The sequence below is a fragment of the Sodalis sp. (in: enterobacteria) genome, from assembly GCF_047607725.1.
In the GTDB taxonomy this organism is placed as follows: Bacteria; Pseudomonadota; Gammaproteobacteria; order Enterobacterales; family Enterobacteriaceae; genus JBLKSS01.
In genome coordinates this window covers 1-13650 of sequence record NZ_JBLKSS010000146.1, presented here as the reverse complement: position 1 = coordinate 13650, position 13650 = coordinate 1, and the positions used below count along the sequence as shown (strand labels likewise).

At 57.6% G+C, this 13650-nt stretch carries 11 protein-coding genes and 1 pseudogene; 5 read left to right on the top strand and 7 right to left on the bottom strand.

The window, feature by feature from the left end:
• Positions 1–137: 137 nt before the first annotated feature.
• Positions 138–287 (bottom strand): annotated as a pseudogene (locus ACMX3H_RS13335) (Mur ligase domain-containing protein); the annotation flags it as partial.
• Positions 288–476: 189 nt separating this feature from the next.
• Between ACMX3H_RS13335 and fbp the strand changes: the two are divergent.
• Both fbp and ppa read left to right on the top strand, forming a co-directional pair.
• On the top strand, positions 477–1457 hold the full coding sequence (gene fbp, locus ACMX3H_RS13330) for a class 1 fructose-bisphosphatase (RefSeq protein WP_415211178.1): 981 nt from the start codon (positions 477–479) through the stop codon (positions 1455–1457).
• A gap of 191 nt (positions 1458–1648) precedes the next feature.
• A complete protein-coding gene (ppa, locus tag ACMX3H_RS13325; protein ID WP_415211177.1) occupies positions 1649–2179 on the top strand; it encodes an inorganic diphosphatase in 531 nt (176 codons plus the stop codon).
• 68 nt (positions 2180–2247) lie between these two features.
• Here the strand turns inward: ppa and ACMX3H_RS13320 are convergent, their stop codons facing one another.
• From ACMX3H_RS13320 to tamA, 3 genes are read right to left on the bottom strand one after another with little or no spacing between them, the layout of a single operon-like run.
• The gene (locus ACMX3H_RS13320; protein WP_415211176.1) at positions 2248–2586 is read right to left on the bottom strand and encodes a gamma-glutamylcyclotransferase family protein; all 339 of its coding nucleotides are present in this window, start codon (positions 2584–2586) and stop codon (positions 2248–2250) included.
• Positions 2587–2588: 2 nt separating this feature from the next.
• Positions 2589–6410 (bottom strand): autotransporter assembly complex protein TamB, encoded by a 3822-nt coding sequence (gene tamB, locus ACMX3H_RS13315; protein WP_415211175.1) that lies wholly within the window; start codon positions 6408–6410, stop codon positions 2589–2591.
• The gene (gene tamA, locus ACMX3H_RS13310) at positions 6407–8098 is read right to left on the bottom strand and encodes an autotransporter assembly complex protein TamA (RefSeq protein WP_415211180.1); all 1692 of its coding nucleotides are present in this window, start codon (positions 8096–8098) and stop codon (positions 6407–6409) included. The genes tamB and tamA overlap by 4 nt, the downstream gene beginning before the upstream one ends.
• A 450-nt stretch (positions 8099–8548) precedes the next feature.
• Here tamA and msrA point away from each other — a divergent pair, with 450 nt between their 5' ends.
• Together msrA and ACMX3H_RS13300 are read left to right on the top strand one after the other, a co-directional pair.
• The gene (msrA, locus tag ACMX3H_RS13305; protein ID WP_415211179.1) at positions 8549–9130 is read left to right on the top strand and encodes a peptide-methionine (S)-S-oxide reductase MsrA; all 582 of its coding nucleotides are present in this window, start codon (positions 8549–8551) and stop codon (positions 9128–9130) included.
• Between the two features lie 141 nt (positions 9131–9271).
• Complete coding sequence (locus ACMX3H_RS13300) at positions 9272–10606, top strand: hemolysin family protein (protein WP_415211174.1); 1335 nt, start codon at positions 9272–9274, stop codon at positions 10604–10606.
• An 82-nt stretch (positions 10607–10688) separates the two neighbouring features.
• On the opposite strand, the gene ACMX3H_RS13295 is transcribed toward ACMX3H_RS13300, so the two are convergent.
• Entirely contained in the window at positions 10689–10895 is a 207-nt protein-coding gene (locus tag ACMX3H_RS13295; protein ID WP_011410214.1) for a DUF1107 domain-containing protein, read from the bottom strand.
• Between the two features lie 370 nt (positions 10896–11265).
• Here ACMX3H_RS13295 and ACMX3H_RS13290 point away from each other — a divergent pair, with 370 nt between their 5' ends.
• A complete protein-coding gene (locus tag ACMX3H_RS13290) occupies positions 11266–11730 on the top strand; it encodes a YtfJ family protein (protein ID WP_415211173.1) in 465 nt (154 codons plus the stop codon).
• Positions 11731–11879: 149 nt separating this feature from the next.
• Here the strand turns inward: ACMX3H_RS13290 and cysQ are convergent, their stop codons facing one another.
• Positions 11880–12626 carry a 3'(2'),5'-bisphosphate nucleotidase CysQ gene (gene cysQ, locus ACMX3H_RS13285; protein WP_415211172.1) on the bottom strand — a complete coding sequence of 249 codons (747 nt, stop codon included), beginning with the start codon at positions 12624–12626 and terminating at the stop codon, positions 11880–11882.
• Between the two features lie 159 nt (positions 12627–12785).
• Complete coding sequence (locus ACMX3H_RS13280) at positions 12786–13406, bottom strand: peptidylprolyl isomerase (protein ID WP_415211171.1); 621 nt, start codon at positions 13404–13406, stop codon at positions 12786–12788.
• Positions 13407–13650 lie beyond the last annotated feature (244 nt).

The window sequence follows — 13650 nt, the reverse complement described above, 5'->3', positions numbered from 1 at the left end:
CATCGCCGGATTATCCATGATCTGACAGCCGTCCCTTATAGGATGCGGGTTCACTAGGCATCGTAGTGGAACATATTCTTACCGGGCCATACAACAAACCCACCAATAATTCAAGACGTCCTCCACGGGGCGCTTACAATCAGACCAATTCCCTGCTCCTGCAGCAGCGTACTCATCGGCGGATAAACATTATCATCCGAGCCGGTGACCTCATGTCCCAGAGAACGCGCCAGTATCGCCAGACCGCCCATAAAGGTGCCGCAGATACCAAGAATATGAATGCGCATAATTTTTCCATTTTTAGCCGCGTATTGCCGCCTATTCTAGCGCCCCGGCCGATTGATAGAAACGGTATTTGATGATGTACTGGCAATCTGTTTAGGCTAAACTGGATGGACAAACTGGTAGTAGTAAAAAAATTATACCGCTTTTCATCCGTAGCTTCAGGGTCCTTTTTGAAATTCAGGGAATGTGTCATGAAAACGTTAGGCGAATTTATTGTTGAGAAGCAGCATGATTTTCCGCATGCCACCGACGAGCTGACCGCGTTACTTTCAGCGATAAAGCTCGGAGCTAAAATCATTCACCGTGACATCAACAAAGCAGGATTGGTGGATATCCTCGGCACCAGTGGGGCTGAAAACGTGCAGGGCGAAGTCCAGATGAAGCTGGATTTGTTCGCGAACGAAAAGCTGAAAACCCGTGGACAGGTCGCGAGCATTGCCTCTGAGGAAGAAGATGAAATTGTCGTCTTTGAAGGGGTGGAAAACGGCAAGTATGTAGTGTTGATGGATCCCTTGGACGGTTCGTCCAATATCGACGTCAATGTCTCGGTTGGCACTATTTTCTCTATCTATCGGCGCATCACGCCGGTCGGTACGCCGGTGACCGAAGAAGACTTCCTTCAGCCCGGCAATAAACAAGTCGCCACCGGCTATGTGGTCTACGGCTCCTCCACAATGCTGGTGTACACTACCGGCTGCGGCGTACACGCCTTTACCTACGATCCGTCGCTGGGGGTCTTTTGTCTGTCCCATGAAAGCGTGCGCTTTCCCGCGACCGGGCAGATGTATTCCATCAACGAGGGCAACTACATCAAGTTTCCCAACGGGGTGAAGAAATACATCAAATATTGCCAGGAAATGGACGAAGCCACCCACCGCCCCTACACCTCGCGCTACATCGGTTCGCTGGTTTCCGATTTTCATCGCAATTTACTCAAAGGCGGCATTTATCTCTATCCCAGCACCGCGACTCATCCCAACGGCAAGCTGCGATTAGCCTATGAGTGCAACCCGATAGCGTTTCTGGCCGAGCAGGCCGGCGGCAAGGCCAGCGACGGCAAAAACCGCATACTGGATATTGAGCTGCACCAGCGTTCCGCGTTCTTCACCGGGACCGAGTCCATGGTTAACGATGTTGAACGCTTTATCCGCGATTACCCAGACAACGTTTGAGCCTGGGACCGCGCCGGCGGGGCATCGCGGGATGTCGTGCCGTTATACTCTGCATCCGCGCCACAGGCCGGGCGGCCGCCGCGTTGGCCGGCGCAACAGCGTGAGCCTATCCGCAGGCGCCCTGCGTACCGCGGGGGGAAATCGGTTATACTAGCCGTCTCGCCACTATTGGAAAGTTTAAGGAAAACGACATGAGTTTGAATCAGGTACCGGCAGGCAAAGATCTCCCGGAAGATATTTATGTGGTCATTGAAATTCCGGCTAACGCTTCCCCCATTAAATACGAAGTAGACAAGGAAAGCGGCGCCCTGTTTGTCGATCGTTTCATGTCCACCGCGATGTTCTATCCCTGTAACTACGGCTATATCAACCACACCCTTTCCCTGGATGGCGATCCGGTGGACGTCCTGGTGCCGACGCCGTATCCGCTGCAGCCTGGGGCCGTGGTGCGCTGCCGTCCGGTCGGCGTGTTGAAAATGACCGATGAGTCCGGCGAAGACGCCAAACTGGTGGCGGTGCCGCACACCAAGCTGTCCAAAGAATATGACCACATTAAAGACGTCGACGATCTGCCGCAGCTGCTGCGGGCGCAAATCACCCATTTCTTCGAGTATTACAAAGATCTCGAAGCCGGCAAATGGGTGAAGGTCGACGGCTGGGATAACGCCGAAGCGGCCAAAGCCGAAATTCTTGCCTCTTTTGAGCGCGCCAAGAAGAAATGATTCCGCCGAAAAAAAACCGCTCCCCGAGCGGTTTTTTTGGCCGTTAACCCGCCTCGTCGGAAGGGTCCTCATGCCGGCGTACCCCAATCTCCTCCGGGCAGCAGCGTAAGACCGGTAACCGGCCGCTGATAAAGATACATCCAGGCGCTGCCGTAGGGCATGCCGATCAGGATCCACTTGTATTCGCCGCTTTTGGTGCGCAGCGCATCCAATTCCACCAAGGTGGTGGAATCAATGCGGTACACCTCGCCATAGACCGCGCCGTTGCCCGACACGACCGCCGGATAATGGCCGAGATCGTAAAACGCGTAGCCTGGAATAGTGCAATCTCCCAGCCATTGGGCGTTGGTCATCCAGTGATTATTTCCCTGTTTGCGTCGCAGACTACCGTAAACAATAATTCGCATGGTTAAAACTCAAACCGATAGAGCAAGTCTAGCGCCTGGTTAAGACCAGACACGGCTTCCAGATAAAGTTTCGGCATTAAACGATAACGCAGCGTTAACGTTGCCAGTGAGTCAAAAATACCAACACCGTATTTGACCTGCAGACCGGGCGCGATATAACCGCTGACCACGACCTGGGAGCTATCGCCAACCCCCTGCGTGTCCAGCGCTAAATCTCTGACCCCGAATGCTTGTCCGATTTTACCCACAACTTGCCCGCTTTGTACAACCCCCATCCCAATTAACATGGAGGTCATCATATTGCTGTCGGCGCCGGAGGCATCCAGACCCTGTCCGCGCAACAAATAAGACAGCGCCTCCTGTTGCGATTTGACCGGATCGGAAAAGACTTCCACTTTCGGCTGGTCGACCAACCCGGTAACGCGTACCCCCGCCGTGACGACATCCTCGGTGGAATCCGGATTGCGGATGGCTTCGATGTTCAGGTAAGGCTGATCAGCCGGGCCGGAAAACAGCAACTGCCCTTTGTTGACGATCAAATCCTGTCCATAGGCGTGGAAGCGGCCGGAGGGAATATCGATTTGCCCGTTCAGCCCCAGCCCCTGCTTATCCTGCGCCACTTTCAAATCCCCTTTAAACCTGGCTTTTAGGCCGAAAGCGTCAAAGCGCACGTCGTCGCCGACATGAACCAGCAGGTTTGAGGTAATGGGGATAGCGGCGCCGCTGTCGCTATCGACTACCGGCCGCAGATTATCATCCAGCAACACTTCATCACTGGAGACGCCGACCGCGCTCTGCGGCATATCCTTCACTTCAATGCGCGCCCAGGGAATATCGACCTTGCCATTGAGGGCGAACAGTGTCGGCGTGGCCTCGAACACAGTATCCGGCGACATATCCAGCCGTACCATGGGCGGCACGGTGATGCGCACCCGATTGCCCTGCGCATTGATGCGCGCGCGCCAGGCCGCCATTCGGCCCCAGTCGGCGTCGCCGGTGAGGTTGACCTGGCCGTGGGTGGTACCGATAAGCCCCTGCAGCGTGGAGCGGGTCCCTGCGAAAGAGAGCGCCAAGCGACTGTCGGTCATGGCAAAGGGCATGAAATTGCCTTTGATAACCAGACGCTCCAGCCCCAGTTGACCGTACAGCTGTGGCCGCTGCACATCGCCGCCGAGACGCAACGCGGCATTGACCAGCCCATCGACGCTTTCACCCCGCGACATCAACGGTTTTAACAGCTCCAGCGAGAGATGGTTGATGTTGACGTTGCCGGACAGCGCCCGTCGATTTTGGGGATCCGCCACCTGCACCTGACCGTTGAACTGGCCGTTGCCGGCGATTTTAATCAGCCAGTCGAGGCGGGCCAGTCCCTTATCCAACGCGGCATTGAGCGTCAGCGTCTCAAACGCCACCGGCAGAGTCTTGCCCTGCACCGTTTGACTGACCTTCACACCGCTGCCCACTAGCGCCACTTTGCCCTGCGGTAGGCCGCCCCCCGCGGTCCAGCGCACATCGGCCCGGCCGATAAAGACGCCGCTGGCCTGTGTTTCCGCCGGTAGCAGAGGTTTCAGCATCGCCAAATCGAAGCGGTTTAGCAGCAAACTCGCCTGTCCGGATGCCCCTATCTCACTATTTTGCGGCGCGCAGATCTGCGCATTGGGATTTTGCCAGCAGTGCGGACCGATAATGAGATTTTGCGCGACGGCCTGATAATCCAGCGTCATCGCGCGCGTCAGCCGCCATTCCCCCACCGGCGTATCGAAACGGGTTTGGCTGAGTGTACCCTGCCAACGTTGCTGTTGCCGGTCGAAGCCGCCGCTTAACTGCAGCTGACCGGCAACCGGCTCACCCTGCATCGCCAGCTTGAGCTGATGCTGCTTTTCATCGCCGGTCGCGTCCAGGGTCAGTTGGGCGATGGATAGCGATCCCTGTAGCAACCTGTCCAGCCGCAGCTGTACGTTGCCGCGCACGATGTCGCTGGAACGAACATCGCCCTGCAACGCTATGCGTCCGACGGTTAACTCTCCCCAGTGCAGCGCGTGTGCGTTAAGATTCATTAGCAGCTGCGGCGCGCGCAGATTGCCCCGCAGTTTGATATCGCCCGCCGCCCGGCCGCCCAGCCCTGGCAGCGCACCGTTCAGCGCCGGTGCGTTGAGCACGGCGTCCAGCGCGAAGGCATCGTTCAATTCGCCTTTCACCGTCAACTGGTTACGCCCCAGCGCCAACAGCAGCTGCTGCACCTGCCATTGACCGGCGGCGTTCCCGCTGAGCGAACCCTTGGCGGTTAGCCCGTTTTGCCGGATATGGCCATGGAGATCCAGTTCAGGCACCTGTAGTTGCCAGTTGCCGCCATACAGGCTGCCGCGGCTGGTGAGCTTTCCGTCCAGCCGCGCGGGCCAGTCCGGCCATTGGCGGGCGGTATTGATCCCGCTTAACGACAGTTCGCTGCGCCAGCTGATGGCGCGCTGCCAGTCCACTACCGCGCTCAGATCGGTATTGCCCTGTAGCGCCGCCAGCCGCAGGCGCGACAGCGTAAAGCCGTCGGTATTGCCCTTGGCGTCCAGGGTCACATCTGCCGGCGGCAGGCCCTCGCCGCTCAGCGCCGCTTTCAACGTCAGCCGATAATCCCGCGCCTCGCCGTCCAGCCGCAGGGCCAGGCCGCGCGCCTGATATTGTGGCGTTCCGGTTAACGGCCACTGTACGGACTGGCCGTCGAGCGTCAGCGTCAGCGTCAGACCCGCCTGCGCCAGGCGCGTTTTCAGCGCCAACTGCGCGGTGAGCGGACCAGAGAGATTGAGCGCGGCGCGCAGCTCATCGCGCAGGTAGCCGTCCACCGCGAGTTTGATCTTCTCGCCTTTTAGCGGCGCGCTATTCACGGTGGTGTTCACCGTCATCGACACCGGCCAGCGCCCGCTTAGCTCAGCGTTGCCGGAAGCGTTGAGCAAGCCCTGGGGCGAGTCGATATCCAGCAGCGTCAATTCAGCGTGCTGATCACGGGTCGCCGCCTGCAAACGTAGGCGGGTGATAAGCAGATTGGCGTCACCGGAGAGGCGCAAATTCTCCGCTTCGATATCCTCAACCGTCAGATTCAACGGCAGGGTCAACGACGGCAGCGGCGGCAAGAGCGGCTTGGCGAACAGCGCGCGCAGCGTCTCGGCCAGCGGCGGCTGCGCGCGAATTGCCGCCCGTGCCGCTTCAGCATCGGCACGTTTTTGCTCCGGCGTGCGGGTGTCAGGTTTAATTGCCTGAGCGGCAGCGGCGGCCGCCTTATCCGCTACCACCTGCGCCGCCGTAGGCAGCGCCACCAGCAAACCGGCGATGCGCGTCGGCGTCACCGTCAAATTATTGCCCTGAAACTGAAGGCCGGTGCTGAATTCGTCAAGGGCTATGCTGGTGTCATCCACCTTGACCTGCACATTATTCAGCGCCAGACGGCGCAGGTTAAGCGGATAGGGGGTCGACAGGGAACCGCCGCCCGACGCCTCCTGCGGCGCCGGCGGCCCGAATTCGGCGGTGTTCACGCCGACATTCACATCGCGCAGGGAAAGATCGTTGAGGCACAGCTGACGCTTCCACAGACAGCCAAAATCCAGCGCAAGATGGAATTCGCCGACGCCGACCGTAACGCCGGGCATCTGGTAACGTAACTGCTTAACCGTCAAATCGCGCCAGCCGCCGCTGACGGAAGCCATTTCCAGTCCCGGCACCCAGCGGGCCGCGCCGTTCAGCACCAGGTGCAGCCCGCTGGTGGTGCCAACCAGAAACGCCAGTGCGCCCACCAGCAACAGCACGACACCCAGGCAGATTTTCTTAACAAGGCTCATAATTCCGGCCCCAGTCCGATATAGAATTGCACGCCGTGCTCATGTTCATCCGCAACCGGGGCGGCGATGTCCAGCTTGATGGGGCCGACGGGCGACTGCCAGCGCACGCCGACGCCTGCGCCGGTCTTGAAGTTGCTCTGTTTGATATCGTTAACCGCTTCGCCGCTGTCCACAAATACCGCGCCCCACCATTTGCCGGTGATATTATATTGATACTCCAACGATCCGGTGGCCAGCTTGGAGGCGCCGGTCAGTTTGCCGTCATCGTCCCGCGGCGAGAGGGATTTGTATTTATAGCCGCGGATACTGCGGTCGCCGCCGGCAAAAAAGCGCAGCGAAGGCGGGACGCGTTCAAAATCGTTGGTTTCGATCCAGCCCAGGTTGCCGCGGGCCACGAAGCGGTGTTTCTCCGCCAGCGTGCGGATCCAGACGTTCTGCGCCTGCAAAATGACAAAATCGATATCCGATCCCCAGACGGTGTTGGAGACATCCACCAAATAGCGCTGGCTGTCGCCCCAGGTGGGCATCAGGCCGCCACGCTGGCGGGTCCGGTTGATACTGACGCCGGGATAGATAAGCATCGTGGTATCGGTGACGTTGGCCTGGGTAAAGTGATCCAGGCTCCAGCGCAAATTGATAGCCCGCTGCCAGCCGCTGGACAGATCCCAATAGCGCGCCACATTCAGCGTGGTGGAATCCGCCTGGGTGTCGTTGAGGTCCTCGCGCTTGAAGCCGCCTTGCAGCAAATAATATTGCTCCAGGGGATCTTTGAGCAGCGGAATTTTGTAGCTGACATCGGCCGATTGCTCCGGCGCCGACAGGCTAAGACTGGTCTGCAAACTGTGGCCGCGCGAATTGAGCCACGGTTTGTTCCAGGTGGTTTTGACCCGCGGTCCCACATCGGTGGCGTAGCCGACACCGGTTTCGAGACTGTTGCGACTGCGCGGCGTCACGACCGCGTCCAGCGGCAGCGTTTTGCTCTGTTTGCCGGTGGAAAAGTCGGGGGAGATCTCCACCGAATTAAACCAGTTGGTGGCCGCCAGCCGGCGGTTTAGCTCCGCCAGCGATTCGGCGCTATAAGGTTCGCCCTCGCGTACCTTGGCGAGGTTTTGCAGGTAATCTTCGCGGATCTGGGCGCCGTGGAAGCGCACTTTACCGAAGCGATAGCGCTGGCCGCTATCAAAGTCGATATCCCAATAAGCCTGATAGCGCGACGACGCTACGCCCAACTGGCTTTGGCGAAACTCGGCGTCGAAATACCCCTTGCGCAGCGCCAAGCTGGAAAAACCATTTTTAAATCTATCGTAAGCGCCGTGGTTCAATACGGTGCCAAGCGCGGGCTTGCTGTCTAAGACCCACTGCTGATAATCGCTATCCTGCCGGGCTTCGCAGCGCAAAATGACATTGACGCCGGCGATTTTCACCGGCTTACCCGGCATGATACGGGCGATAAGCACATCGCGGCCGCCGTTCACCGCCGGCTTAAAGACGAAATCGATGGTGGGCGAATAATAGCCGAGCGCCCGCAGCCCTTCGCGCACCGCGTTATCCACCCGGCTTTGGAAACGCGCGTCGGCGGTCACCTCATTGCTGCCAATGGTGGACAGGCGCGCGCGTACATTGCGCTGCAGGTCGCCGCTGAGCCCCTCCACCTGCAGACGGACGTTGGCGCTATGGGCCTGCGGCATCAGCAACAGCGCGCAGAAAAATAGGGATTTTCGGCCGTACCGTGCTTTCACGCTGATGACCTCTGATTGTTTCTTTCCTGGCAAAGTCTCTCCATCCGCGACGAATCAGTATTTATAATATTATTATCAGACTAAATACTACATTGGCAAAATCGCCGGGCGGGCCTTGCGTGGCCGCGTCCGTCTCGCCGTCGGGCGCTGAGTGGCGCTTACTCACCTGATGCTCAGGTGTATCAACCCTCTATGGTTAGTGATGAGATATTTTCGCAGTAATATCGATTTATCTTCACAGCATCATGTAATAATGCGCTTTATTGTCGGTAAAGCGTGCCGGTTAAACAACCCCTGGCGGGGTATTTTGCCGGCATTTGTTTAAATGAGGAGTTCAGGGTGGCGCAAAATTACGACAAAACCACGCGCATTACGCAAAGTGAAGCGCTGCCGGGGAGCATGATGCCCATGCCCGTCGCCCCCACGCATCCGGTGCTGCACCATTCGATGAGCCACGTCCCGGACGGCATGGCGGTGGCCATTTTCGCCATGGGCTGTTTTTGGGGCGTGAAGCGGCTGTTCTGGCAACAGCCCGGCGTTTACAGTACCGCGGCCGGCTATACCGGCGGCTATACGCCCAACCCCACCTACCGCGAAGTCTGCAGCGGCCAGAACGGCCATGCCGAGGCGGTAAGGATCGTGTTCGACCCGCAGGTCATTCCCTACAGGGCGTTGCTGGGGTTATTCTGGGAGCACCACGATCCGACCCAGGGCATGCGCCAGGGGGACGATATCGGCAGCCAGTATCGCTCCGCGCTCTTTCCCCAGGATGATGCGCAGCGCGAGACCGCCCACGCGAGCCTGACCGCCTTCGCCCAGGCGATGGCCGACGCCGGCGATACCCGGCCCATCACGACCGCGCTGGAACCCGCGGCGCCCTTTTATTATGCCGAGGATGAGCATCAACAATATTTACATAAATATCCCGACGGCTATTGCGCCCTCGGGGGCATTGGCGTGTGCCTGCCGCAGGCGCGCTAAGCGGTATTGGCGGCGTGATGACAGACGCTGCTATACTGTCGTGTGACACGGCCGCCGTGGCGTGGCGTTGAGGCGAGATGCTCACGCAAATTCGCCCTTACAGGGCGCCAACTCTTCCTTAGAGCCCGAACTGGTTAACTTATGCTAAATAGTTTTTTGCTTATTCTGCTGCTGATTGCAGTAAGCGCATTTTTCTCGATATCGGAGATATCGCTGGCCGCCTCGCGCAAAATAAAATTGAAATTGCTGGCCGACGAAGGGGATATCAACGCGCAGCGCGTGCTCAAATTACAAGAGACGCCGGGCGTGTTTTTTACCGTTATTCAGATTGGCCTCAACGCCGTGGCCATTCTGGGAGGCATTGTCGGCGACGCCGCCTTCTCTCCTTGGTTTACCTCGGTATTCGCGCACTTTATGTCACCCGAGCTAGCGGAACAACTGAGCTTCATTTGCTCCTTCTCGCTGGTGACCGGCATGTTTATTCTGTTTGCCGATTTGACCCCGAAACACATCGCGTTGATCTCCCCGGAAAGTTATGCCGTCAAGATTATCAACCCAATGCGCTTCTGCCTGCTGATATTCCGTCCGCTGGTGTGGCTGTTTAGCAGTCTGGCCAATGTCATTTTCAGAATGCTGAAACTGCCCATGGTGCGCAAAGACGATATCACTTCCGATGATATTTACGCGGTAGTAGAGGCCGGGGCGCTGGCCGGGGTGCTGCGCAAGCAAGAACACGAACTCATCGAGAACGTCTTTGAGCTGGAATCGCGCACCGTGCCCTCCTCTATGACTTCGCGGGAAAATATCATTTATTTTGATTTACGCGAAACCGAGGACAGCATTAAAAAGAAAATCGCCACCCATCCCCATTCCAAATTCCTGGTCTGTGACGCCACCATCGACCACATCGTCGGCTATGTCGACTCGAAGGACCTGCTTAACCGCGTCCTGGGCAATCAAAGCCTGGCGCTTAACAGCGGCGTGCAGATCCGCTCGGCGCTGATCGTGCCGGATACGCTGACCCTGTCCGAAGCGTTGGAAAGCTTCAAAACCGCCGGCGAGGATTTCGCGGTCATCTTAAACGAGTATGCGCTGGTGGTCGGGATAATCACCCTCAACGATGTGATGACCACCCTGATGGGGGATTTGGTGGGCCAGGGGCTGGAGGAGCAGATCGTCGCCCGCGACGAGAACTCCTGGCTGATTGAGGGCGGCACGCCGATTGATGATGTTATGCGGGCGCTACACATCGATGAGTTTCCGCAATCCGGCAACTACGAAACCATCGGCGGCTTTATGATGTTTATGCTGCGCAAGATCCCCAAACGCACCGATTTCGTACGTTACGCCGGGTATAAGTTTGAGGTGGTGGATATCGACAGCTATAAAATCGATCAGCTGCTGGTCACGTGCGTTGAGGAAAAATCGTCACCGCTACTGTCCCCGGCGTCCGATAGCAACGCTCATGTGGCCTGAGACGAGCGCCTGCACGATGAAAAAAAGCCCCCGCGCGCGGCGGAGGCGTAATGATTACGGCGGCAGTCCACCGTAAAGAGTATTAGGCCATATCTAGCTGGAGCCGCATTACCTGGCGATTGACTTCAGACATGACGCTAAAATGCTGTTTATCTCGCACCTTGGGCAGCAAAATTTTACCTTTATCAAACTCAAAAGCGCCGATGCCCTTGATGTAAAGTCTGCCGCGAAATAAGGTCTTTACGTAAGTGGCTACTTTTATGGCGTTATAGCGATGGAAGATTCTCATTTTTGTACTTTCCTCCTACAGGATTACTTCTTCCTATGGTACTGACTACCGCGATTGGAAATCCGAAATCCGGTAACGCTACCTAACTACACCTTATCTGAGTGGTAAGTTGTGCTTTAGTTCACGCTCTTACAGGATGCATTACTGCTTTTACATAATTTGACAGTAGGGTATAAAAAACAAATCCCTATAAACAGTAAAATTATCCTAAAAGTGCGGTTATTGCGCCTGCATGCGCACTGGGCCGGAGAGGGCCCGGTGAGTTCCTAAAATCAGGAGTTTTCTATGCGCTATCTCATCGGCCTACCTTTATGCTGCCTCGTATTTTCCCTTTCTTTACACGCGCACCTGTTGCGCACCGGTGAAGGTCATGCATCAGGGTGAGGTAATCTACGATCATAATGAGTTTAGTCACCAATCCTGGAATAGCGCACGTCTCCCCGGAAAAATTCGTCTCATCCAGCATATCGCCGCCCGCACCTCGGCGCGCGAAATGAATGCTGCGTTGATCGAAAGCCTACGCAAGGCAAGATTACCGCAGGATTATTACCAAACGACGACAATCGTCGATCGCGGCGACGCCTTCTTCGGTACCGGCTGGTTCATTCGCCATCAAATCGAGGCGAGTCAGCGCCGCTACCCCTGGTCGCAAATTGTCGACGATGCCAACAGCGTGGTGCGTCATGCCTGGCAGTTGAAAAGCAAAAGTTCGACCATTGTGCTGCTTAACGCCCGCGGAGAGGTGCAATGGGCCAAAGAGGGGCCGTTGACGCTGGAGGAAGTGCGTCAGGTCGTCAGCCGAATTCAGCGCCTACTGCGCGAACAAGACCGATGAGCGCCGGCGGGCGAACGACGGCCGGATAATAGCAGAAGCCGGACGGGAACACCGGCCGGGCTGAAACGGCTGTCGGATGGACATGACGGCCCAAGAAGGTAAGCGGGGATAGGCAGCCACCCGCGGCATGACCGCCGCGGGCGCAGGCCTCAGAACAGCGACACCCGAAAGCCGGGATTCAAGAAAGACTCACGCGGGGTATAATCCAGCGCCCGTCCCTGCCAATCATCGACCTGGGCCCCGGCCGCTATGGCCACCGCGTGCCCTGCTGCGGTATCCCAGACGCTGGTCGGCCCAAAGCGCGGATAAAGCTGCGCCGTGCCCTCCGCCACCAGACAGAATTTCAACGATGAGCCGATAGTGATCGTCTGATGCTCGCCCAGGTGGACCAGATAATCCCGCAGCTCCGCATTGTTGCCGTGCGAACGGCTCACCACCACCAGCGGCGGGCGCGCTTCTTTCACCTCTATGGCCAGCCGCTCGCCGTTCTCGTCAATACGCCAGCCTTTACCGTCCACTGCGGCATAAAGCCTGTCGGTGACCGGCGCATAGACCACGCCCATCACGGGCTTACCGTCGTCTATCAGCGCGATATTGACCGTAAATTCTCCGTTGCGGCGCAGAAACTCCTTGGTGCCGTCCAAGGGATCCACCAGCCAGAAACGGCGCCAATGCTGACGAACGGACCAGTCCGGCGGATCCTCTTCGGAGAGCAGGGGAATGTCCGGCGCCAGCGCCTGCAAACCGGCGGCGATGACCCGATGCGCGGCCAAATCCGCGGCGGTAACCGGCGAATTATCCTGCTTCTGATTCAGCTCCAGCGGTTTTTCACCGTTGTAGACCTGCATAATGGCCGCGCCGGCGTCGCGGGAAAGGGTAATGATGTGTTCAATCATGATACACCTCGAAGATGAGCCTTAGAGTAATAATAATATTTTTTCGTTCGGCGTGATAACTCTTCGACACCCCGTGGGGCAGAAGTTTCATAGCGCCACGCCGTCGGGAAGGCCGCAGGCGTGGAACAAGGGAAGTGCGTCGGCGCGCGTCCCGCAGGCTTACAGGATTTCCAGCAGTTCCACTTCAAAAATCAACGCGCTGAAAGGCGGAATGGACGCGCCAGCGCCACGCTCGCCGTAAGCCAGTTTGTGAGGAATATACAATTCCCACCGGGAGCCGACCGGCATCAACGTCAGCGCTTCGATCCAACCGGCAATTACGCCGCTGACCGGGAACTCCGCCGACTGGCCCCGCTCAACCGAACTGTCAAACACGGTACCGTCCAGCAGCCGGCCGGTATAATGCACCCGCACGCGATCCTGGCGGGAGGGGATGGGCCCGTCGCCCTGGGTCAAGACTTTAAATTGCAGACCCGATTCGGTCAGTGTGACGCCGTCCTTGTCGGCATTGTCCGCCAGGAATTTATCGCCTTCCACCGCCAGATGTTGCTGGCGCTCCTGACGTACCGCGTCGGCGCGTTCGTGGACGGTACGCAGCGCGCGATGGATCACGTCCACCGGCACCGCCGGGGCATTGCCTTCCAGCGCATCGAGCAATCCCGTAAGCAAAGCATCCGGCAACAGGCCTTCCAGACCGGATTCGACCAGTTGCTGGCCTACCTGCAGGCCGATACCGTAGCTGGTCTGGGCTTCTACACTGTCTAATGAAGGGTTGGTCATGACATTTCCTTGATATCTTAAAAAGCGAAAGGCGCAGCATAACAGCGCGGGCGGTTGGGGTAAAATCCCGCGTGCAAATAGTATGACGCCCCCCCTTAACGTCTGCAGATTCCGACGTATCCGATCATCTGTTCCGGCGACATCCGATCAGTTATTCCGATATTTTTCGATCACCCATTCCAGTGATATTCGATCACGTGTTCGCTCATCTTCTGACTCGGTTTTAGTCTATTTTTCCTGTGCT

What these genes read in the sequence shown, in the direction of transcription:
- ACMX3H_RS13320 (WP_415211176.1), bottom strand. Translation starts at nt 2,586, where the DNA reads ATGCGAATTATTGTTTACGGTAGTCTGCGACGCAAACAGGGAAATAAT.
- fbp (WP_415211178.1), top strand. Translation starts at nt 477, where the DNA reads ATGAAAACGTTAGGCGAATTTATTGTTGAGAAGCAGCATGATTTTCCG.
- tamA (WP_415211180.1), bottom strand. Translation starts at nt 8,098, where the DNA reads ATGCCGCAGGCCCATAGCGCCAACGTCCGTCTGCAGGTGGAGGGGCTC.
- ACMX3H_RS13300 (WP_415211174.1), top strand. Translation starts at nt 9,272, where the DNA reads ATGCTAAATAGTTTTTTGCTTATTCTGCTGCTGATTGCAGTAAGCGCA.
- cysQ (WP_415211172.1), bottom strand. Translation starts at nt 12,626, where the DNA reads ATGATTGAACACATCATTACCCTTTCCCGCGACGCCGGCGCGGCCATT.
- ppa (WP_415211177.1), top strand. Translation starts at nt 1,649, where the DNA reads ATGAGTTTGAATCAGGTACCGGCAGGCAAAGATCTCCCGGAAGATATT.
- ACMX3H_RS13290 (WP_415211173.1), top strand. Translation starts at nt 11,266, where the DNA reads ATGCATCAGGGTGAGGTAATCTACGATCATAATGAGTTTAGTCACCAA.
- ACMX3H_RS13280 (WP_415211171.1), bottom strand. Translation starts at nt 13,406, where the DNA reads ATGACCAACCCTTCATTAGACAGTGTAGAAGCCCAGACCAGCTACGGT.
- tamB (WP_415211175.1), bottom strand. Translation starts at nt 6,410, where the DNA reads ATGAGCCTTGTTAAGAAAATCTGCCTGGGTGTCGTGCTGTTGCTGGTG.
- ACMX3H_RS13295 (WP_011410214.1), bottom strand. Translation starts at nt 10,895, where the DNA reads ATGAGAATCTTCCATCGCTATAACGCCATAAAAGTAGCCACTTACGTA.
- msrA (WP_415211179.1), top strand. Translation starts at nt 8,549, where the DNA reads ATGATGCCCATGCCCGTCGCCCCCACGCATCCGGTGCTGCACCATTCG.